This window comes from Trebonia kvetii (assembly GCF_007827045.1).
In the GTDB taxonomy this organism is placed as follows: domain Bacteria; phylum Actinomycetota; class Actinomycetes; order Streptosporangiales; family Streptosporangiaceae; genus Trebonia; species Trebonia kvetii.
Genome location: NZ_RPFW01000007.1, coordinates 338,087 through 356,841, shown reverse-complemented (window position 1 = coordinate 356,841; position 18,755 = coordinate 338,087). Strand labels below are relative to the sequence as shown.

General features: G+C 69.8%; 20 protein-coding genes, 1 tRNA gene and 1 pseudogene. 14 read left to right on the top strand and 8 right to left on the bottom strand.

The annotated features are described in order from the left end of the window. Nucleotides 1–59: 59 nt before the first annotated feature. The 4 genes from EAS64_RS33575 to EAS64_RS33560 all read left to right on the top strand — a co-directional run bounded on the left by EAS64_RS33575 (nt 60) and on the right by EAS64_RS33560 (nt 3,478). Nucleotides 60–497: a roadblock/LC7 domain-containing protein gene (locus EAS64_RS33575; protein ID WP_145859590.1), complete on the top strand. Its 438-nt coding sequence runs from the start codon at nt 60–62 to the stop codon at nt 495–497. Between the two features lie 33 nt (nt 498–530). After that, nucleotides 531–1,016, top strand: a complete 486-nt coding sequence (locus tag EAS64_RS33570) for a DUF742 domain-containing protein (protein ID WP_145859589.1) — start codon at nt 531–533, stop codon at nt 1,014–1,016. Between the two features lie 37 nt (nt 1,017–1,053). Then, nucleotides 1,054–1,605 carry a GTP-binding protein gene (locus EAS64_RS33565; protein ID WP_145860012.1) on the top strand — a complete coding sequence of 184 codons (552 nt, stop codon included), beginning with the start codon at nt 1,054–1,056 and terminating at the stop codon, nt 1,603–1,605. A gap of 124 nt (nt 1,606–1,729) precedes the next feature. Continuing rightward, complete coding sequence (locus tag EAS64_RS33560) at nt 1,730–3,478, top strand: thiamine pyrophosphate-requiring protein (RefSeq protein WP_222849799.1); 1,749 nt, start codon at nt 1,730–1,732, stop codon at nt 3,476–3,478. 102 nt (nt 3,479–3,580) lie between these two features. Here the strand turns inward: EAS64_RS33560 and EAS64_RS47735 are convergent. Next, nucleotides 3,581–3,799: pseudogene (locus EAS64_RS47735) on the bottom strand (SRPBCC domain-containing protein); the annotation flags it as partial. 337 nt (nt 3,800–4,136) lie between these two features. Here EAS64_RS47735 and EAS64_RS33550 point away from each other — a divergent pair. The 4 genes from EAS64_RS33550 (at nt 4,137) to EAS64_RS33535 (ending at nt 5,725) form a co-directional block, all read left to right on the top strand. Beyond that, a complete protein-coding gene (locus tag EAS64_RS33550) occupies nt 4,137–4,469 on the top strand; it encodes a hypothetical protein (RefSeq protein ID WP_145859585.1) in 333 nt (110 codons plus the stop codon). Between the two features lie 16 nt (nt 4,470–4,485). Beyond that, nucleotides 4,486–5,082: an endonuclease domain-containing protein gene (locus EAS64_RS33545; protein ID WP_145859583.1), complete on the top strand. Its 597-nt coding sequence runs from the start codon at nt 4,486–4,488 to the stop codon at nt 5,080–5,082. Nucleotides 5,083–5,133: 51 nt separating this feature from the next. Next, nucleotides 5,134–5,207 (top strand) — tRNA-Ile (locus EAS64_RS33540). A gap of 131 nt (nt 5,208–5,338) precedes the next feature. After that, nucleotides 5,339–5,725, top strand: coding sequence for a hypothetical protein (locus EAS64_RS33535; RefSeq protein WP_145859582.1), 387 nt, complete (start codon nt 5,339–5,341; stop codon nt 5,723–5,725). 833 nt (nt 5,726–6,558) lie between these two features. Here the strand turns inward: EAS64_RS33535 and EAS64_RS33530 are convergent. Genes EAS64_RS33530 through EAS64_RS33520 form a run of 3 tightly spaced genes read right to left on the bottom strand, consistent with a single transcriptional unit; the run spans nt 6,559 to nt 9,838 of the window. Beyond that, nucleotides 6,559–7,383: an ABC transporter permease gene (locus tag EAS64_RS33530; protein ID WP_246115981.1), complete on the bottom strand. Its 825-nt coding sequence runs from the start codon at nt 7,381–7,383 to the stop codon at nt 6,559–6,561. Continuing rightward, the gene (locus tag EAS64_RS33525; protein ID WP_145859581.1) at nt 7,380–8,906 is read right to left on the bottom strand and encodes an ABC transporter permease subunit; all 1,527 of its coding nucleotides are present in this window, start codon (nt 8,904–8,906) and stop codon (nt 7,380–7,382) included. The genes EAS64_RS33530 and EAS64_RS33525 overlap by 4 nt, the downstream gene beginning before the upstream one ends. Continuing rightward, entirely contained in the window at nt 8,903–9,838 is a 936-nt protein-coding gene (locus EAS64_RS33520) for an ABC transporter ATP-binding protein (protein WP_145859579.1), read from the bottom strand. The genes EAS64_RS33525 and EAS64_RS33520 overlap by 4 nt, the downstream gene beginning before the upstream one ends. Before the next feature lie 86 nt (nt 9,839–9,924). Here EAS64_RS33520 and EAS64_RS33515 point away from each other — a divergent pair, with 86 nt between their 5' ends. The 3 genes from EAS64_RS33515 (at nt 9,925) to EAS64_RS33505 (ending at nt 12,091) form a co-directional block, all read left to right on the top strand. Next, nucleotides 9,925–10,587 carry a response regulator transcription factor gene (locus EAS64_RS33515; RefSeq protein ID WP_145859578.1) on the top strand — a complete coding sequence of 221 codons (663 nt, stop codon included), beginning with the start codon at nt 9,925–9,927 and terminating at the stop codon, nt 10,585–10,587. Nucleotides 10,588–10,595: 8 nt separating this feature from the next. Beyond that, nucleotides 10,596–11,663, top strand: coding sequence for a sensor histidine kinase (locus tag EAS64_RS33510; RefSeq protein ID WP_246115980.1), 1,068 nt, complete (start codon nt 10,596–10,598; stop codon nt 11,661–11,663). Nucleotides 11,664–11,878: 215 nt separating this feature from the next. Then, nucleotides 11,879–12,091 (top strand): site-specific integrase, encoded by a 213-nt coding sequence (locus EAS64_RS33505; RefSeq protein WP_145859576.1) that lies wholly within the window; start codon nt 11,879–11,881, stop codon nt 12,089–12,091. Between the two features lie 548 nt (nt 12,092–12,639). Here EAS64_RS33505 and EAS64_RS33500 read toward each other — a convergent pair. The 3 genes from EAS64_RS33500 to EAS64_RS33490 all read right to left on the bottom strand — a co-directional run bounded on the left by EAS64_RS33500 (nt 12,640) and on the right by EAS64_RS33490 (nt 13,931). Then, nucleotides 12,640–12,849, bottom strand: a complete 210-nt coding sequence (locus EAS64_RS33500; protein WP_145859574.1) for a type II toxin-antitoxin system RelE family toxin — start codon at nt 12,847–12,849, stop codon at nt 12,640–12,642. Nucleotides 12,850–12,866: 17 nt separating this feature from the next. Then, nucleotides 12,867–13,112, bottom strand: coding sequence for a hypothetical protein (locus EAS64_RS33495; RefSeq protein WP_145859572.1), 246 nt, complete (start codon nt 13,110–13,112; stop codon nt 12,867–12,869). 615 nt (nt 13,113–13,727) lie between these two features. After that, complete coding sequence (locus tag EAS64_RS33490) at nt 13,728–13,931, bottom strand: hypothetical protein (protein ID WP_145859570.1); 204 nt, start codon at nt 13,929–13,931, stop codon at nt 13,728–13,730. A 223-nt stretch (nt 13,932–14,154) separates the two neighbouring features. Between EAS64_RS33490 and EAS64_RS33485 the strand changes: the two genes are divergently transcribed. Further along, nucleotides 14,155–15,066, top strand: coding sequence for an alpha/beta fold hydrolase (locus EAS64_RS33485; protein WP_187366361.1), 912 nt, complete (start codon nt 14,155–14,157; stop codon nt 15,064–15,066). Here EAS64_RS33485 and EAS64_RS33480 read toward each other — a convergent pair. Further along, nucleotides 15,052–16,473 (bottom strand): WS/DGAT/MGAT family O-acyltransferase, encoded by a 1,422-nt coding sequence (locus tag EAS64_RS33480; RefSeq protein WP_187366360.1) that lies wholly within the window; start codon nt 16,471–16,473, stop codon nt 15,052–15,054. The two genes, EAS64_RS33485 and EAS64_RS33480, sit on opposite strands and share 15 nt — an antisense overlap. 799 nt (nt 16,474–17,272) lie before the next feature. Here EAS64_RS33480 and EAS64_RS33475 point away from each other — a divergent pair. Then, nucleotides 17,273–18,103, top strand: coding sequence for a mycofactocin-coupled SDR family oxidoreductase (locus tag EAS64_RS33475; protein WP_145859565.1), 831 nt, complete (start codon nt 17,273–17,275; stop codon nt 18,101–18,103). Nucleotides 18,104–18,527: 424 nt separating this feature from the next. Then, on the top strand, nt 18,528–18,680 hold the full coding sequence (locus tag EAS64_RS44055; RefSeq protein ID WP_187366359.1) for a hypothetical protein: 153 nt from the start codon (nt 18,528–18,530) through the stop codon (nt 18,678–18,680). Nucleotides 18,681–18,755 lie beyond the last annotated feature (75 nt).

Genomic DNA, 18,755 nt, shown 5'->3' with positions numbered 1-18,755 from the left:
AATATAGCCACCGGAACTAGAGGAGGAGCCTGTATGCACGGGCGAGGAGAGGAGCGCGCGTGAGCACGCCAGGACGCCCGGTCCAGGACCTCAGCTGGTTGATCACGAACTTCGTGGAGCGGGTCCCGGACGTCGCCCATGCGGTGGTCGTGTCTTCGGACGGGCTGCCCCTCGCGTTCTCCGCCGGCTTCCCGCAGGAGCGCGCGGATCAGCTTGCTGCTGTCACATCGGGCCTGACCAGCCTTACCCAGGGTGCTTCCCGGGTCTTCGAAGGCGGCGCGGTCGTTCAGACCGTGGTGGAAATGCAGCGCGGTGTGCTTGTCATCATGGCGATAAGCAATGGTGCAAGCCTCGCCGTGCTGGCGGCATCCACCTGCGACCTGGGCCTTGTCGCCTACGAGATGACGTTGCTCGTCGAGCGTGCGGGCCGGGTGCTCACCCCCGCCGCGCGCGGCGGTGTCATGCAGGGCGCGATGCCAGGAGACGGAAGGCGATGATGAGCGCGGTAGTGCCCATCTCTGGGGAACGTGGTGTCGGGGCTCGGCCGCGGCGGTGACGACCGCGGCTCGCCCGCATGGCAGGGTCCTGCGAGGACCGGGCCATGGGACGAGTCGCCGCCGCAGCGCCAGGCGTACCCGCCAGCCCAGCAACAGTTCCCGGCCGAGGAGGACGGCGGCGGCTCGACGCGTCTAGTCAGGCCGTACACCGTGACCGGTGGCCGGACACAGCCGAGGTACAAGCTCGCGCTTGAAGCCTTGGTTACCGCGACCGTCTACGAGCCGCGCGACCTGTCCGTGCTGGCACCCGAGTGCCAGGCGATCTTGCAGTTCTGCCTGGACTGGCGCTCTGTCGCCGAGATCTCGGCAGTGCTGCGGATGCCGCTCGGCGTGGCGCGGATCCTGGTCGCAGACATGAGCGCGGACGGCCTCGTGCGCATCCACCAGCGTGACGACTCCGAGGGACGTCCGGACCTCAACCTGCTCGAAAGGGTGCTTAGTGGACTCCGTAAGATCTAGCGTCGCCCGGCCGCACGGAGGCGGCGACGCGTCGGCGATGACGTCGGTGAAGATCGTCGTCGCGGGTGGCTTCGGCGTGGGCAAGACGACCTTCGTCGGCTCGGTGTCGGAGATCACCCCCCTCACCACCGAAGCCGTGATGACCGTGGCGTCCACCGATGTCGATGACCTGTCCCACGTTCCTGACAAGAACACCACCACCGTGGCCATGGACTTCGGCCGGATCACGCTGGAGAAGGACCTGGTGCTCTACATGTTCGGCACGCCCGGACAGCACCGGTTCTGGTTCATGTGGGACGACCTGATCCAGGGCGCCATCGGCGCCGTGGTTCTCGTCGACACCCGGCGTCTCGCCGACTCGTTCCCCGCCGTGGACTACTTCGAGGCGAGCGGGCTGCCGTTCGTCATCGGCATCAACGGCTTCCACGGGCAGTTCCCGCACCGGTCCAACGACGTCCGCGAGGCGCTCGCGATCCCGTCGACGGTGCCGATCATCCCGTGTGACGCGCGTAATCGCGAGTCGACCAAGGCCACCCTGGTGACCCTGGTCGAGCACGCGATGTCGATGCAGACTGCCGGTCGTTACTAGAGTGCGGGGCTGAAAGGCCCCGCACTCGTTTGTGGGACTGGCACAGTCGTGCGCTCTCGTCCTAGTCATGCCGCATGCGGCTCGGCACAATGTTGGGGTACCCGGACGCAGGAGGACCCCGCAGGTGAGCGAGCGCTACTACACGACGAGCACCGCGTTCCTTGAGGCGCTGGCAGAGGCGGGCATCACCCATGTCTTCGCCAATCTCGGCAGCGATCACCCTGGCATCATCGAGGCCATGGCTCAGGCCCGCGCCGATGGCCGCGAGGGCAAGCTGCCGAAGCTGGTCGTCTGCCCGCACGAGATGGTGGCGCTGAGCGCCGCGCACGCCTACGCCCTGGTCTCCGGCCAGCCGAGCGCCGTGATCGTGCACGTGGACGGCGGCACCCAGAACATGGGCGGTGCCATCTCCAACGCGGCCGCGGGCCGCGCCCCGGTCCTGGTCTTCGCCGGCACCTCTCCGTTCACGCTCCGCGGCGAGCTGCCCGGCACCCGCAACGAGTTCATCCACTGGATCCAGGACGTGCGCGACCAGCGCGGCATCATGCGCGGCTACGTCAAGTACGACAACGAGATCCGCACCGGCAAGAACGTCAAGCAGCTCGTGCACCGTGCGCTCCAGATCGCGAACAGCGAGCCCAAGGGGCCCGTCTACCTCACGGGACCGCGTGAGGTGATGGAGGAGCCGCTGCAGCCGCACGCCGTCGACCCCGCGGCCTACCGCCCAGTCGAGCCCGCCGCCCTGACCGCCGAGGTGGCCGGCGAAATCGCCGCCGCGCTTGCCGCCGCGCGCAATCCGCTGATCATCACCGGCCACCTAGGCCGCGACCCGGAGGCGGTGCCCGCCCTCGTCGAGCTGGCCCAGCTGCTCGCGATCCCGGTCATCGAGTCCGCCTCGTTCCGGATGAACTTCCCCGCCGACCACCCGATGCACCGGGGATGGCAGTTCACCACCGCCACCCAGAATCCGCTGCTCGCCGCCGCGGACGTGCTTCTCGTGCTGGACAGCGACGTGCCGTACATCGAGTCGAACAGCAGCCCGGCCGACGACGCGGCGATCTACGTGGTCGACATCGACCCGGTCAAGGCCGGCATATCGCTATGGCACGTGCCGGCCCGGCGCAGCGCCGGCGCGAACAGCAGGGTGGCGGTGCGGCAGATCGCCGAATCCGTTCGGGATCACGGGTTTGACTCTGGTCTTGTCGAGGAGCGCCGGGCGCGGGTGACCGCTGAGCATGATGCGCAGCGCGCCGCCTGGGAGGCGGACGAGCACCCGGAGAACGGCCTGATCACGCCCGCGTACCTGACCGCCTGCGTCCGCGACCTCCTGGCCGACCAGGACGCGCTGATCCTTACCGAGTCGGTCACCAACTTCCAGACCGTGGCCGAGCACCTGCGGGTCAACAAGCCGGGCTCCTACCTGGGATCGGGCGGCGCCTCGCTCGGCTGGCACGGCGGCGGGTCGGTGGGCGCCAAGCTAGCATCGCCCGAACGGGTTGTGGTGTCCCTGGTCGGCGACGGCACCTACCTGTTCAGCGTGCCGGCCTCGGTGCACTGGCTGGCGCGCAGATACGGCACGCCGTCGCTCACGGTCATCTACGACAACCGGGGCTGGCGCGCGCCGAAGCAGTCAACCCTCGGCGTCCACCCGAAGGGCGCGGCCTGGGCCGCCGACGACTTCCACGTCTCCTTCGAGCCCGAGGCCGACCTGCCGGGCATCGCAGCCGCGGCGGGCGGCGCCTACGCCGCCACGGTGGACGACCCGGCGGAACTGCCCGGCGTGCTCAAGGAGGCGCTCGCCGCCGTGCACGCAGGCCGCTCCGCCGTGGTCGCCGCGCACATCCCCGTCGCCCAGCCGGGCACCCCGGCCTGACCAGTCGGCGTTTGCCGCCGCTCCGCTAACACGTCCGCTGCGTCGCGAAGTTGAAGCAGAACGTCTCGGTCTTGCCCAGACTGCCGTCGGGGTTCTGCGCGCTGTAGCTGACGTTGATCTTGGTCGCGGCGAACCGGTCACCGTGATCGCCACCGTCTCCGGCGGCCCGTCAGGCTCATGCGCCCATCCCCAGGTGAACACGAGAGACCGCCCCGGCTCATAGCTCACAACCCGCCCGCTCATCGTGTGCCCGAGCGCCGCGAACTCCACCGAGTACGGCCCCCCGGGCACCAGATCCGTCGTCAGCGTCCCCGCGCCCACCACCCGGCGAGCAACGCAGGATCGGTAAACGCCGCAAGCGCCCGCTCTGCCGAACACCCCGGCAGCGCCACCGTCGCCTCAACCATCGCCCCGACATCCTCAACAGTCACCCCACCACCCACACGTCTCTCCCTCCGTCCCCGCGACCCCCTCGAATTCTCCGTCATCCGCCCCAAACCGCGCCTCCACTCGTTGCCCGTGTCGTTACCGGGGTTATGACCCCGCCAACGACACGGGCATTTTCTAAACGATCTTCATCTTGTGGATAATCGGCGAACTATCCACAGCTTCCTGTCCGCGGATGACGACGCTCCGAGCCTCCTCTCACGATTGACGCATGTACCACCCGAATTCCGCGCTCTCCGAGGCGCTCGTCGACTCAGAAGGCGTGCTCAGCTCCGCCGCCGCGCTGCGGCATCTGAGCGAAGAGCAACTGCGCTGGAAGGTAGCGTCTGGCCGCTGGCAGAAGCCGGCCCGTGGCGTACTCGTCGCCCAGTCGGGCCCGCTCACGGACCGGCAACTGCTCCGGGTCGCGCTGCTCGCGGCTGGCCCGCAGGCGGCCCTGGCCGGCCTCACCGCCGCCCGGCTCGACGGCCTGACCGGATTCGACGACAAGGGAAAGGACTCCGACCCCCATTTACCTGCTCGTCCCCTATGGCCACCGGCGTAGAAACGCGCCACTCGGATTGACCGTCGTCACCCACTACTCGCGGCGACTCAGCGACGAAGACATCCATCCAGCGAAACAGCCACGGCGAACTCGCATCGCGCGGTCCATCGTCGACGCCGCCTCCTGGATGGCCACCGACCGCGGCGCCATGGCCGTCCTCGCGGCAGGCGTGCAGCAGCGACTGGTACGCGTCGAGGACGCCCGCCAGGCCGCGGAACAGGTGGTCAGGTTCCGCCGCCGCAAGCTCATCCTGGAGACCCTCGGCGACATCGCCGGCGGCGCCCTGGCGCTGTCCGAACTCGATTTCACCAGGAGCGTGGTTCGCGCCTTCCGCCTGCCGGAGCCCACCAGGCAGGCCGCCCGCCGCGACGCGCGGGGCAGGCGACGCTGGACCGACGTGTCGTGGGACGAATACAAGCTCGCCGTCGAGATCGACGGCGCACAGCACACCGAGGACCCGCTGCAACGCTGGGACGACATGGCACGCGACATCGACCTGGGCGCCGGCGGCTACCGCACGCTCCGCTTTCCCGCCTGGCTGATCAGGACCGACCCGGAACAGGTGGCACGCACGATCCGCCAGGCCCTGCACCGTGCCGGCTACCGCGGCTGAACCGACGACGCCGACTGCGGGCCGGATTTGCGATACCCTTGCGCCTGGCAAGGGGCGGTAGCTCAGCAGGTCAGAGCAGCGGACTCATAATCTGCCGGTCGTGGGTTCGAGCCCCACCCGCCCCACCTGCGGTTTTACGCTTTCACAGGTCGATTCTTGGCTGGTTCGTGGACCGACGAGTCTGCTGCTCTGCAGTCGGCCCGGCTAGCCGCCCGGTCACATAGAGCTACTGCCGAGCGGGTCGTGGCGTGCCAAGGTGTACGCCGGGAGGGACCCGCTGGCCGGCCGCGAGCTCCGGTTCCGGAAGTCCCGCAAGACCGAGGTCGAGGCGCAGATCGAGCTCGGCAAGCTGCTCGCGCTCGCGCAGGCGGGGCGGCAGCGTGACTCGGACGTCACCGTCGCCGAGCAGCTCGACGAGTACGTTCCTGTGGCCGGGTGGGACGTGTCCACGATGGAGACCAACCTCGGCAATATCCGGCGCACGATCAAGCCCGCACTCGGGATCAAGGAAGTACGCAAGGTCCGCGGTCCGCTGCTGGATCACCGAGAAGCCGAGCGGGCCGCCGCTGCTGCGGCCGCAGCCGCCCGGCGCGCCGCGGAGGCAGCACGAACGGGCGGAACCGGGGCTCCGAATATCGATTAGCCCTAGCATATTCACTTACGCCATGTGGGTGAGCGGGACGCCGACGACCTGGGAAAGCTAACCGGAGGGCACGCTACTGACAGGTCATGCTTATTCATCCGGCGCGCTCTTCACGGCTCCAGTGGCGGGGCGATTAGAACGGCTCGCCGCGCAGTGCACGCTCCACCGCCTCGATGCCCTTCACCGCCACGGCAAGTCGGCGGCTCTCGTCCCGGTAAGCCCCGAGCGCCGAATCCACCGCGGACGGGACCGCCTCGCCGAACTCGGGTGACTCTTGCCTTGGAAAGCGCCAGGAATCCGCTCAGGAACAGCCCGACCGCGACGGCATCCTCTGGGTGCCCGACCCCGCCAGCGAGACGTTACCGAGGGCAACTGCCCCACGGCGGCGAGCAGTGCCGTGCCGGACAGCGCCCTCGCGTAGGGCCCCGCGAGCAGCCACGCACCGGGATGGGGGTTGGCCGTGCGCGGCGGCGCGAGCCCGAGGCCGCCGCCTCGATGATGGCGACGACCGAGACGAGGATCAGCGCCGTACCGGGAAAGGAGATCAGACAGGTCGGCGGGTGTACAGGCTGCCAAGTTCCAGGTGCAGCAGGCGATGGCCGCGGCCAGCCTCGACCACAGGTCCGCTGGGAGCGCGAAGGCCGCCTTCCCGGTGAGCTGGGCCTCCCAGGTCCTTGTGAGCGTGAACGCCCACGTCGTCGCGAACATCCCGGCGGCGATCAGGCCCGCCATGGCCAGGAGCGGAAACCGCCGCCTGCCGGCCCATCCCCAGAGCGCGACTACCCGCCGGGCGCCTGGTGCCGCCACCGGGCGTCCTGCTGCCCCGGGCGGGCTCACGCGTCGCGCAGCCGCAGCAGCAGCCCGCCGGCCAGCATCGCTCCCGCGGCCCAGGCCGCGAGTACCCCGATGCCTGCCCACGGGCTGACGGTCATGCCGCGCAGGCCGGTTGTCGCCTGGATGGCTAGCCCAGCGGACATGGGTGCGATCTGCTCCAGGTGCCGTTGCCACTGCGGGCTCGACACCGCGGCGGCGATGACCGGGAACAGGTACAGCAGTCCGAGGGCGACACCGATCGCTGCCGCGGAATCCCGGATCGCGGTTGCCACGCCGAGACCGAGCAGGCCAACCAGGCTGAGGTACAGCACCGACCCGGCGGCGGCGCGCAGGTACGGCCCGTCCGCCAGGGACAGCAGCGGGTAGCCGTGCGCCGGCGTGAAGCCGTTGCCAGGTAGGATGAGCCGCCCGGCCAGCACCGACCCGAGCACCGCGACCGTGCCCGCCACCAGCACCAGGCCGGTGAGGACGGTGGCCTTGGCGGCCAGCACGGTGGTCCGGCGCGGCATCGCGGTGAGAGTGACCCGGATCATGCCGGTGCCGTATTCGCCGCTGATCGCCAGCACGGCCAGGATGGCGACGACCGCCTGGCCGAGGTCGACGCCGGACAGGCTGACCTTGGCGGGATCCTGGCCACAGCCTGCGGCCGGGCACCGCGTCGCCGTGGCCACCGCAGCGCCGAGGGCGACGGTCGCGGCGACGAGGGCGAGCAGCAGCCAGACCGTGCCGCCGGCCGTGCGCGTCTTCGTCCATTCCGCGTGCAGCGCGTACCGGGCGCCCCGCAGGTCCGCCCGCTGCGTTCCCTGGCGCGCGACGCAGCTCACGCGTCCCTCCGGCGCAGCAGGAAGACGGCCAGCCCGAGGGCGAGCGCGGCCCACGCGCACAGCACGGCGAGGCCCGCCCAGGGCGGCAGCGGATAGTAGCCGTAGGCGGCAGTGTAGGTGTTGCTGACCTGCGGGTACTGGATGAGGGTCTGCTGGACGGCGAACGCCGCGGCCGGAGTGACCCGCAGCAGCCACCCGGCGGCCCGGGACGGCAGGATGGGCGCGGCCACCGTGAATAGGTAGGGCAAGACGATCACCGTGACGACCACGGCGACCGCCGCGGTGCCGCGCCGCAGTATCGTCCCGATGGCGAGCGCGAGGACGGCGGTGACCGCGAGCACCGCTGCGGTGCCGGCGATCACCCGCACCTGGGTCAGCGCGCCCGCCGGGTACACGTAGGCGCCGTTGCCGCGCAGGACCCGCTGGCCGAGCACGACGGCGATGGCAGCGCCGGCCAGCCCGGCCGCGAAGGTGACGGCGCCGGCCACGACGGCCTTGGCGGCCAGCACCCGGCCGCGGCGGGGGGCTGCGGTGAGCGTGAAGAGGATCAGGCGCCGCCGGTACTCGGCGGTCATGAACATCGCCCCCACGACAGCCAGGACGATGAGCCCGGCGAACGTGCCCACCAGAGCCTGCGCGACCGTGACGCCGACGCCCCCGCCCCCGGATACAGCCGGGGCGATGTCACCGCTGCCGGTGATGGTGAACGTGCCCGCGGCCTGGCTGAATCCCGTATTGCCCGGCCCGCCGCCTCCGCCGCCTAGGTTGCCGCCGGCCCACGAGCCGCCGGGCCAGGTCAGGCTGACGTGGTCGAAGACGCCGGTGGCCACGCTCGGCCCGCCGCTGACGCTCGCCTCGCCGAGCGAGGTCTGCAGGTACTGCGGTGAGGTGGTGAACAGGCCGACCTGAGCGGCCGGCGGCAGCCCGGCCAGGGTAGCGGTCCCGACCCTGGCCCAGTGCGTGCCGTGGGCCGAGTCGTAGCCGGTGATCGTGTCGCCGGAGCGCGTCAGCCGCAGCCATCGCGGGGAGGCTGCGGAGGCGGCGCCGACAAGACCGGGCAGGTCCTGGGTGAAGTCGTACTGCATCCGCACCCCGTGGCTGCCGGTGACCATCATCGCCGCGTACGCCGATCCCGGGGTGGTGCTCGCCTTGACGATGATCCCGGCCTTAGCCCACGGGACGAGCCCTGACCGCATAGCCGCGCCCGCGAGGTCGGGGATCTGGCCGGTGAGGGAGGTGACCCGGGCCGTGATGCTGCCGTTTCCGGTCAGCGGCTGGTGCACGAAGTAGAAGCCGTCGGACACCTCCTCCCCGCCCGGGCCTGTCGGCACGGTGCAGCCGACGGTGTTGCACGAACCCTGCTGGCCCGGTGCCAGCGCGAAAACCACGATCGCCAGCGCCGCGACCGCCACGGCGATGACCCAGCCGCGCACGGTCCGGAACTTGGTCCACTCCGCGTGCACCAGGTCCGCGAAGCCGTAGGGTCCTTCCCGCAGGCGCGACTGGTACGGATCGGCGGTCATCGGGCCTCCCCTCCCGGCGCGGCGGCCCGGAACTCGACCGCGTCCCTGGTCAGCTCCAGGTACGCCTCCTCCAGCGTCGCCCGGTGCGCGGACACCTCCGAGAACGGCACGGCGTTCCGCGACAGCAGCATCGCCACTTGCTCAGCGCCGGAGCCAGTAATGATGAGCGTGCCGGGACCGGTCGCGGCGGCCTCGGCCCCCGCCGCGCTGAGCACCTCCACCGCCCGGCCGGGCATGGCGGTGCGCACCGACACCCGGCCGCCGGACGCGTCCGCGGTCAGCTCCGCGACGCTGGCGTCCGCGATCACCCGGCCACGGCCGATCACGACCAGGTGATCGGCGGTGTCCTGCAGTTCGCTCATAAGGTGGCTGGAGACCAGCACCGCCCGGCCTTCGACGGCCAGCGACCGCAGGAACCCGCGCATCCACACGATCCCCTCGGGATCCATGCCGTTGAACGGCTCATCGAGCATGAGCACCGGAGGGTCGCCCAGCAGCGCCGCGGCGATGCCCAGCCGCTGCCGCATGCCGAGTGAGTAGCCGCCCGCCTTCCGCCGGATGGCACCCTGGAGGCCCGACTGTGCGACGACCTCGTCCACCCGGCTGGCCGTCAGGCCCTGAGAGTGGGCCAGCCACAGGAGGTGGTTGCGGGCCGACCGGCCAGGCTGCAGCGCGGCGGCATCCAGCAGCGCGCCGACGTGGGTGAGCGGGCGGCGCAGCGACTGGTAGGGCCGGCCCCCGACCAGCGCGGTACCCGCGTCGGGCGCGTCCAGCCCCACAATGACCCGCATCGTGGTGGACTTTCCGGCGCCGTTCGGCCCGGCGAAGCCGGTGACCCGGCCGGGCCGCACGGTGAACGTCATGCCGTCAAGCGCCGTTGTCCCGCCGAACCGCTTGCGCAGCCCGGCGACTTCGATAGCCGCAGTGTTCATGCGGCCGTTTCTACGCGCCGGCCGGTGACAGCGCGGTGTCCGTCGCAGGCACCCGGCTGGCACCGCCGGCCTGGCATCGTGGAGGCATGAGGATCTTGGTCGCGGAGGATTTCGAGGTGCTGGCCGAGGCGGTGGCGGACGGGCTGCGCCGGGAGGGTATGGCGGTCGATGTCGCCCTGGACGGCGACGACGCGGTCGAGCACCTGACGGTCAACCGCTACGACGTGATCGTGCTTGACCGGGACCTGCCCGGCATCCACGGCGACGAGGTGTGCCGCCAGGTAGTCGCGGCGGGAACCGGCAGCCGGGTGCTGATGCTGACCGCGGCGAGCACGGTCAGGGACCGGGTGGAGGGCCTCGGCCTGGGCGCTGACGACTACCTGACCAAGCCGTTCGATTTCGCCGAGCTGGTCGCCCGGGTCCGCGCGCTCGGCCGCCGCTCAGCGCCGGCCACGCCGCCGGTGCTGTCCGGCGGCGACGTGGTCCTCGACCCCGCCCGGCGGGTGGCGCACCGGGCCGGGCGGCGGCTCGAGCTGAGCCCCAAGGAGTTCGCCGTGCTGGAGTGCCTGCTCGCGGCCGGCGGCCGGGCCGTCTCGGCGGAGGAACTGCTTGAACGGGCGTGGGATGAGATGGCCGACCCGTTCACCACGACGGTCAAGACCACGATCAGGCGGCTGCGGGGCAAGCTCGGCGACCCGCCGGTGATCCGCACCGTGCCCGGCGGCGGTTACCAGATCGGGGCGGCATGATGCCGGCCATGACGCTGCGGATGCGGCTGACCCTGGTGCACGCGGCGCTGTTCTTCGCCGCAGTCGCGATCTTGCTTTCAGTCCCGCTGCTGGCGGTCAAGTCGGTGCAGCAGGTCGGGTCCGGCGGCCCGCCGGCCGTCACCCACCCGGCCGCGAACCTCTACCGCGAGATCCTCAGCTCCGGCACCGGGCCGACAGTGATCGCGGTGACGGCCGTGCTGTCGGTCGCGTTCGGCTGGCTGATCGCCGGCCGGCTGCTCCGCCCGCTGCGCGCCATCACCGCGACCGCCATGGACATCTCGGCCAGCAACCTGAGCCGGCGGCTGCGACCAGGCAAGCACGACGACGAGTTCGCCCGCCTCGGCCGGACGCTCAACGACCTGTTCGCGCGGCTGGAGGCGGCGTTCGCGTCGCAGCGGCACTTCGTCGCCAACGCCTCGCACGAGCTGCGGACGCCGCTCACCGCCGAGCGCGCCGTCCTGCAGGTCGCCCTCGCCGACCCAAATGCCAGCGCCGCCACGCTGCGGTCCGCCTGCGAGAAGGTGCTACGGCTCGGCGACCAGCAGCAGCGGCTGATCGACGCGCTGCTGACCCTGGCCAGCAGCGAACGCGGCCTGGAGCGGCGCGAACCCGCCGACCTCGGCGGCATCGCCGCAGCCGTCGTACGGGACCGCACGGAGACGGCCGGACACCACCAGGTCAGGCTGGACGCAAGGCTGGAGACCGCACCGGTCACCGGTGACCCGGCGCTGGCGGAGAGCCTGATCGCGAACCTGGTAGACAACGCGCTGCGGTACAACGTGCCTGGCGGCTGGGTTCAGGTAACGACGACGACCGTCGGCGGGCAGGCCCTGCTTTCAGTGCGCAACAGCGGCCCCGAGGTCCCCTCAGACCAGGTGGACCTGCTGTTCGAGCCGTTCCGCCGGCTCGGCAACTCCCGAACCCGCCGAAGGGAGGGGCACGGCCTCGGCCTGGCCATCGTCCGCGCCATCGCGGACGCACACGGCGGGGAACTGGCAGCCACCGCCCGCCCCGGCGGCGGCCTCGACATCACCGTCACCTTCCCCCGCCCGTAGGCACGGGGAAGTAAGCAGCACCCGGCCGCACCCAACAGCACGCACCCGGACAGCGCCGCGCCGTTGCCACCAGCACCGCCTGAGCGGACGCCAGCACCGCCGTCAGAATGGCAAGCAAACGTGCCATGGGTGGGTGAAGGCTCGAGCGGCACTGTGAAGGCGTGGCAACGTAGTGGAGACGGGCTCGCTGGCTATATGTCGGCCGGTCCCGGCCAGTGGGCCGCCGCCCGTATGACCTGCGGCACGCGGCGGTGTCCCTGCGGCTGAACTCCGGGGTGCCCGCGACCGAGGTCGCCCGCCGCGCCGGACACTGCATCGACGGTCAGGCCGCCGCCGCCAACAGGCGCATCACCGACGCCCTCGGCGCCAAGGACGCCGAGCCAGAATCCAGTGGCGAGGAAGACGGCGACAGCGAGCAGGCATCCTGAAAGTGGTAGGTCAAAGGCTAGAGGAACCGGGCCGGTTCGTGAAGGCGCAGCCTCCTGACGCCGCCGTCCGTGCCCGTCCGTGCGCCCCGCCCCCCAGGGCCCTGAGCGCACGGACACTAAGCGGACGGCGGCGGCCCGGAATCGAGCCTCGAAGCGCGTCCGCGCTGGTCAGCGGCACCCGCCTCTGGTAGGAGGAGCGTGCTGTAAAACCGTTGGCTCAGCCGACGTTGGCGCGGGCCCGGCCAGCCCTGTAGAGCGTCGGCGAGTGGCTTCACGGGCCCGCGTGGCGAATACGTGGTCAAGTGGCTTGATTTCTGGATGGCCAAGTAGGTCCCATCGGAGGTCAGAGGCTATGCTGCCTCGACGTGGACTGATGGACTCATAATCTGCCGGTCGTGGGTTCGAGCCCCAGCCGCCCCACCTGGGTTTTGATAGTTTCCGATCCCAGCGCCCATTTTCAGCGCACCAGGGATCGCCGCGAAGCGATCGACGCTCTCGGTCACCACTCACTGGTTGCTCACGTCCTCGACATCCGGACTCGCGTGCTGTCAGAGGATCCGATCGACCCGAATCACGGTCACTAGGTCGTCTTCCACCGCGTACATGACCCGGTAGGCGCCTACTCGAAGCCGCCGGTAGGAGCCGCGGATGAATGCCTCCGGCGGTTCAGGGTCATCGGCGAGCGCGGTTACTGCCGCGTTGATGGCATGCATGCCGTCCTGGTCGGCTGTGAACCTCGCGGCGGACGCGACGGCCATCTCCGACCACCGGATCCTCACTGGTCGGCGAGGAGCCGTGCCATCGCTTCCTCATGGGTCATCTCGCCGGGCCGCCCGGCTGCGACCCACTCTTCGTACTCGGCGATGGCCGCGTCGGTCTCGGCCTCGTCCAGTTCGCCCGGCGCCGCGCGGTCCTTCAGCGCCTTCAGCGTGCGGTACTCGTGCACCGGGACCACGACGGCGGCCTCACCGCCCAGGTGGATGACATCGTGGCCGTCGTGCTCTGAAGGCTGCGCGCTCATGCCGATACGGTACCGCGAGAATCGCGGGCGACACGGGAGCAAAGACGGCCCGGCCGCAGCCGGCTTCAACATGGTAGGGGGCTGTCATGGCCGCCTGGAATCCTGTCCTCTTCACGGACGTGTGCCTTGCCGCTATGGCCCGCTGGTCGCGCCACCGCGGTTGCTCCGCACAATGGGGAAGATGCGGGGTGGAAGTCCCCGTGTGGCTTCCACCCCGCGCCCATACCTGGGGTAATCGTCATGGCCCTGGGTGAGGCCTCCCGGCGTGGACCGGGGCGTGGACCGCCGCCCGCGGAACTCCCAGTGCCGCGCGTGCGCCCCTGGCATCTGCGCGGGGCATCGATGCAGGCCACGCGGGTGCTGCAGGCGAGCGTGCTTCTCATAATCTGCCGGTCGTGGGTTCGAGCCCCACCCGCCCCACCTGCGGTTTCGGTGCATCTCTCAGCTGTCCCATGGACCGGCGAGGCTGCAGCTGTGTAGCCGGTCTCCTCAGCCTCTATCCCCTCAATCAGCCGGGAACCGGCCTTCTGCTGATTCTGCTGACACTGGCTAACGCTGTTCTCGGCCTGCAGCAGGAGGGCGAGGCCGAGAGCGCCGTGGAGGGAGCAGCGCTGGCTACCCTGGCGGGCTGGACGGCTCACCGGGGTGGCAGGGTGCGCGAGTCCTGGTCGTGGTCGCCGCGGGAGCCCTGGCGGTCTGGTTCACACGCCGGGCCGGGCGCGCCATCCGGCGTTTCAGCCTGACCGCGTCGGGCCAGCCACTCGCGTTCTTGAAGACGTCGAGGGTGATGTGGTAGTCCGGCTGCACGACGTATGCCACGGGCACAGAGAATCCCTGCATCGCGGCCCCCACAGCCAGGTCCAGCCTCCTCTACGCTTGTTCGCAAGCTAGCGGCGATGGAGCCAGGCGACCAGGACCGAAGGTTCTCCGAGCACGAGGTTGCTGGCCGCTCCAGTCCGCCTATCGGCCCCTGACCCGTAAAATTTCATATACTTACGGTGCTGGCCCAAATAAAACACGCCAGTGGGGGTGAATGCCGCCAATGAATACTCCAGTCTGGCTCACCCAGCCCGGCGCTCGTGGCGCCCCGGCAGATCTGGAGCCGGGTCTCGAAGGCGGGCAGCACACGCTGGCCTATGATCAGTACCAGCTCTCCTACGAGGTCTACGGCTCGGGCGACAGAGTGCTCGTGTGGCTGCACGCGCTACTGTTCGACGCCGCCCTGGGCCGCGGCCTGGCCCGCAGGCTGGCCGCCCGCGGCAACCGGGTCGTGCTGCTCGACCTGCTGGGCCATGGCCGCAGCGACAAGCCACGGCACGCCGCCGCGAACCGGATGGATCTCTACGCCGAGCAGGTGCTCCGCCTGCTCGACGAGCTCGGCGCCGATCAGGTGGTGCTCGGCGGGGTCTCGCTCGGCGCCAACGTGAGCCTGCTGACCGCGGTGCGGGCACCGGAACGGGTCCGCGGCCTGGTCCTGGAGATGCCCGTGCTCGAGCGGGCGGCCCCGGCGGCGGCGCTGACGTTCATCCCGTTGCTGCTGGGAACGTACTACACGCGTCCTGTCATGCGGCTGGCGACGCGGGCCGTGTCCATGCTCCCCCGCTTCGGGATCGACGCGATCGACTCGGTCTTCAACGCCGCTTCTAACGAACCGGAGGTAATCGCCTCCGTGCTGCACGGCATCCTGCTCGGGCCCGTGGCGCCGACGGTCGACCAGCGCCGGACGATCAAGGCGCCGGCGCTAGTCCTTGGCCATGGGATCGACGTCATCCACTCCTTCAAGGACGCGGAACGGCTCACGCAACAGCTTCCTGACGCCAGGCTGATCCGGACGCGCACCTTCGCGGAGCTGTGGGTGCAGCCTGCCCGGCTGACCGGCGAGATCGGCGACTTCCTCGACCGCGTCTGGGCGGACGGCGAACCGGTGGAGCCGCCGCCGTCACTTCTGGACTGAGCGCCTTTTCTGGGCTGAGTGCTCGCCGGCGGCGGCCACTAGCTCGGCTATGCCGTCCTCGATGCCCTTGGTAAGCACGTCGAGGTCGGGATTCGCGGCGAAGTCGCCAGTGAGGCCGAACGTCACGTTTCCGCAGTACGAGAAGATCGCAATGCCGATGCGCACCGTGGTGGCGATGGGAACGTAGGGGATGATCTCCACGAGGCGCCGCCCCATGCCGTACAACGGCTGCTGAGGACCCGGCACGTTCGTGGTGACCGTGACGATCTCCCGCTGGGGCAGCCCGAGCACCAGCCTGACCCACCAGGACGCCAGGGGGTACGGAGTGTAGCCGCCCAGGGTGACCAGCGCCTCGCCCGCGAGCGCTTCCCTGCTCTCCTTCAGGTCCTCCAGCTCGGCGCGGACGGCCGTGAGCCGTTCCACCGGGTCGGTGATATGAACCGGAAGGTCAGCGACCATCGCCGACACGCGGTTCTCGTAGATGCTCTCTTCGCCCTGGGCCCGCAGGGAGACGGGAACCAGGGACGGCACCTCATGCGGTTTGGGTTCTTCGCCCCGGGCGAGCAGAAGCGCACGAAGCCCGCCGCTGATCGCGGCCAGGACGACGTCATTCACCGTGCCGCCGAACCCGCCTTTGACCGTCTTGATGTCCGCCAGGGACGCGCGAGCCCAGGCGTACCGCCGTTGCCCGCCGATCTGCCCGCTCAGGGAGGACCTGGCCGCAGGCCGGACCGCCGGCGCCATCTTCGCGATGGCCCGCGCCGCGCCGACCGCCTGCTTGAGCGAGCGGCCGGGAGCGGCCGCGGCGCGGCCAAGCGCGAGAGCCTGCCGCGCCGGCAGTATGGCCATGTCCACAACGGCCTGAGCGGCGAGCGAGACAGATGACGGTTCGGCGCCGACCGTCCGGTCGTCGGGGGCGGGCAGCGGAAAGAGCTCAGGCGTGAGCTCGAAGATCACGCGGTACAGATCGGTGGAGGAGACCCCGTCGACCATGGAGTGGTGCACCTTGGAGATCAGCCCCCAGCGCCCCCCCGCGAGCCCTTCTACCACCCAGTACTCCCACAACGGGTGATCGCGGTCGAGCCGCTGCGACATCACCCGCGCCATCAGGTCGGCGAGCTGCTTGTCGCCGCCGGGTTCCGGCAGGGCGGTCCGCCGGACGTGATAGCCGAGGTCGAAGTTCGGGTCTTCCACCCAGACCGGCCGGCCAAGGCGGAACGGTACCGTGCGGAGTTTCCTGCGGTAGAGCGGCGCCCGCGGCAGGCGCCGGGCGATGTAGGCCAGGAACTCCTTCTGGGACGGTACCGGCCCCTCGAATATCGCGGTTGACGCGATCGCCATCGTAGTGTGCCGGTCCTCGTCCTCCGCGTCGATGAACACGGCATCCAGTGTCTTCAACCTGTCCATGACGCCTCCCTTTTTCGCTGTTGAAGCCGCGTAAAGCAGGCCGGTTGCGGCCGAGCCGCTCGTGGGCGCCGACCCACTCTCCGGCGACGATCGCCGAGCCCAGCGACAGCTCGCCGCACAGGGCGGTGGCGGCGCCATCATGGTCATCAGTCTTGCGCGCGCCCCCTTGCCCGCGGCACAGGCGTTGGTCCTGACCTGCAGGGACGTTCCTAGTTGCCCCGTGGGGTCGGTCCCGAGTGAGAGTTCTCCGGTCCGTCCGGCTGAGGGCTCGGATGCAGAACGCCAGGGCCTGCGGTCATGCACGTGCTACACATGACGGGGCATGTCGGAGGTACACCTGGACCGTACCCATCGCTGTGAGCTTACGCGGAGTAACCGCGATGGCCCTTGACGAGGGTCTCGGCGTGGACCGGGGCGTGGACTGGGCCCCGGGGAACTCCCAGTGCCAACGGTGCAATCAGGGCATTGACGCGAGGCATCGTTGCAGGTCAAGCGCCCGTTGCGAACGAGCGTGCTTCTCATAATCTGCCGGTCGTGGGTTCGAGCCCCACCCGCCCCACCACGTCTGAGCTGCGGCGGAGCCGTTGCCGGCAAGTTGTGACTCCGCTGCTCCGTCCCCGCCCGCGCCACTCATGGCGCCCAGTTCAACGGGTGGCCAGGCGACTCCAGTGCCGCTGGTCTAGCGACCACGCCTTCATTGACCCGCGATGTGGCTCACAGTACTTTGAGCGGACTTGCAGATTCATAAGTGGTACGAGAGTGTCACGCCCATCCTGAGCTACAACCGGGAGGAATCGTCATGGGACGCGCGGACGGGCGGGTAGTCCTCGTCACTGGAGCGGCACGCGGCCAGGGCCGCGCGCACGCCAGGCGACTCGCGGAAGAGGGCGCCGACATCGTGGCCATTGACGCGCTCGTGGAGTACAGCACGATCGGCTATTCGATGGCGACCAAGGAGGACCTGGAGGAGACGGCTCGCCTGGTCCGGGAAACTGGCCGGGAGGTTGTCACCGAACGAGTCGACGTCCGGGACCGGGACGGGCTGAAGGCGGCAGTCGGCCGGGCAGTCCGTCGTTTTGGGAAGATCGATGCCGCCGTGATCAACGCGGGTATCGCTCCCGCGGGCACGCCGGTGTGGGAGATTCCCGAGGCCGAGTGGGATGACGTGATCAACGTCAACCTCAAGGGAGTCTGGAACACGATTTGCGCGCTGGTGCCCTCGATGATTGACCGAGGCGCAGGCGGGTCGATCGTGATCACCGCTTCGGCCGCGGGCATCATGGCAGCGCCGAACCTCGGCGACTACAACGCGTCCAAGCACGGCGTGGTGGGACTGGGCAGAACCCTGGCCAAGGAGCTCGCCCGGCATCGCATCCGGGTCAACATCCTGGCCCCCGCCGCCGTCGGCACCGACATGATGCTGAATCCGGCGATGTTCCGGTTGTTCTGCCCCGACCTGGAGGCGCCCACCGTCGAGGACCTGCGTGAACGCTCCGCCAGGGGCAATCCGATGGGCGTTCCCTGGCTGGAGGCGGTCGACATCGCCAACGCGGCGCTGTGGCTCATCTCCGACGAAGCGCGCTACGTCACCGGGATCGTCGTCCCCCTTGATGCCGGCGCGCTCGGCTGAACCGCTACGACTCGGTCGGCTTCTTCACCGACTAGACACTAGAACCTACCCGCGTTCTGGCCGCACAATGAACGGACGGGGCTTTTGCTAATGCGATTGTTAACGGCGAGGGCGAAGATGTCGGCCGCCCTCGGTAACCTGATCGCATTTGTCGGCTGCCAACGCGTTTGGGCACCTTGGCATTGTCGGTTACTGCGTGAACTTGCGCGAACCGCAATTCCTGCTCATGCCGGCGGGGTGTCGGGCGCAACCGGCGCGTACGCCGACACCAGCTGCGAGGACAACCGGTGCGGTAGGGAAGTCCGCAGCCGCTTCCGGTGCGCCAACCGGCACTGTAACGACGACCCAGGATCACTCGTGGACGTGGGGCGTCGGCTTCGACTGGACGGCCACGGCCAACCATGCCGTCGGAGCGGGTCAGACCATGTTCCAGCAACCCAAGGACACGACGGCCAGAAATACCGACTGGGTCCAGTCGACCAGCGCCGCCACCCCGGTACCCGGGACGGCAGTGACCATCAATGACACGGCCCCGGTCGCGGACATGTACGACCTAGTTATCGTCGAGATCCTCTAACGACAACATCCAGGCAATCCACACCACACCTTGTGCCCGCCCGGCCAACGGCCTGGGCGGGCACAAGTGTTGTGC

Coding starts and splice junctions, on each gene's coding strand:
- EAS64_RS33565 (WP_145860012.1), top strand. CDS start 1,054: ATGACGTCGGTGAAGATCGTCGTCGCGGGTGGCTTCGGCGTGGGCAAG.
- EAS64_RS33550 (WP_145859585.1), top strand. CDS start 4,137: ATGTACCACCCGAATTCCGCGCTCTCCGAGGCGCTCGTCGACTCAGAA.
- EAS64_RS33525 (WP_145859581.1), bottom strand. CDS start 8,906: ATGACCGCCGATCCGTACCAGTCGCGCCTGCGGGAAGGACCCTACGGC.
- EAS64_RS33520 (WP_145859579.1), bottom strand. CDS start 9,838: ATGAACACTGCGGCTATCGAAGTCGCCGGGCTGCGCAAGCGGTTCGGC.
- EAS64_RS33515 (WP_145859578.1), top strand. CDS start 9,925: ATGAGGATCTTGGTCGCGGAGGATTTCGAGGTGCTGGCCGAGGCGGTG.
- EAS64_RS33510 (WP_246115980.1), top strand. CDS start 10,596: ATGACGCTGCGGATGCGGCTGACCCTGGTGCACGCGGCGCTGTTCTTC.
- EAS64_RS33500 (WP_145859574.1), bottom strand. CDS start 12,849: ATGGCCGTCGCGTCCGCCGCGAGGTTCACAGCCGACCAGGACGGCATG.
- EAS64_RS33495 (WP_145859572.1), bottom strand. CDS start 13,112: ATGAGCGCGCAGCCTTCAGAGCACGACGGCCACGATGTCATCCACCTG.
- EAS64_RS33485 (WP_187366361.1), top strand. CDS start 14,155: ATGAATACTCCAGTCTGGCTCACCCAGCCCGGCGCTCGTGGCGCCCCG.
- EAS64_RS33480 (WP_187366360.1), bottom strand. CDS start 16,473: ATGGACAGGTTGAAGACACTGGATGCCGTGTTCATCGACGCGGAGGAC.
- EAS64_RS33475 (WP_145859565.1), top strand. CDS start 17,273: ATGGGACGCGCGGACGGGCGGGTAGTCCTCGTCACTGGAGCGGCACGC.
- EAS64_RS44055 (WP_187366359.1), top strand. CDS start 18,528: ATGTTCCAGCAACCCAAGGACACGACGGCCAGAAATACCGACTGGGTC.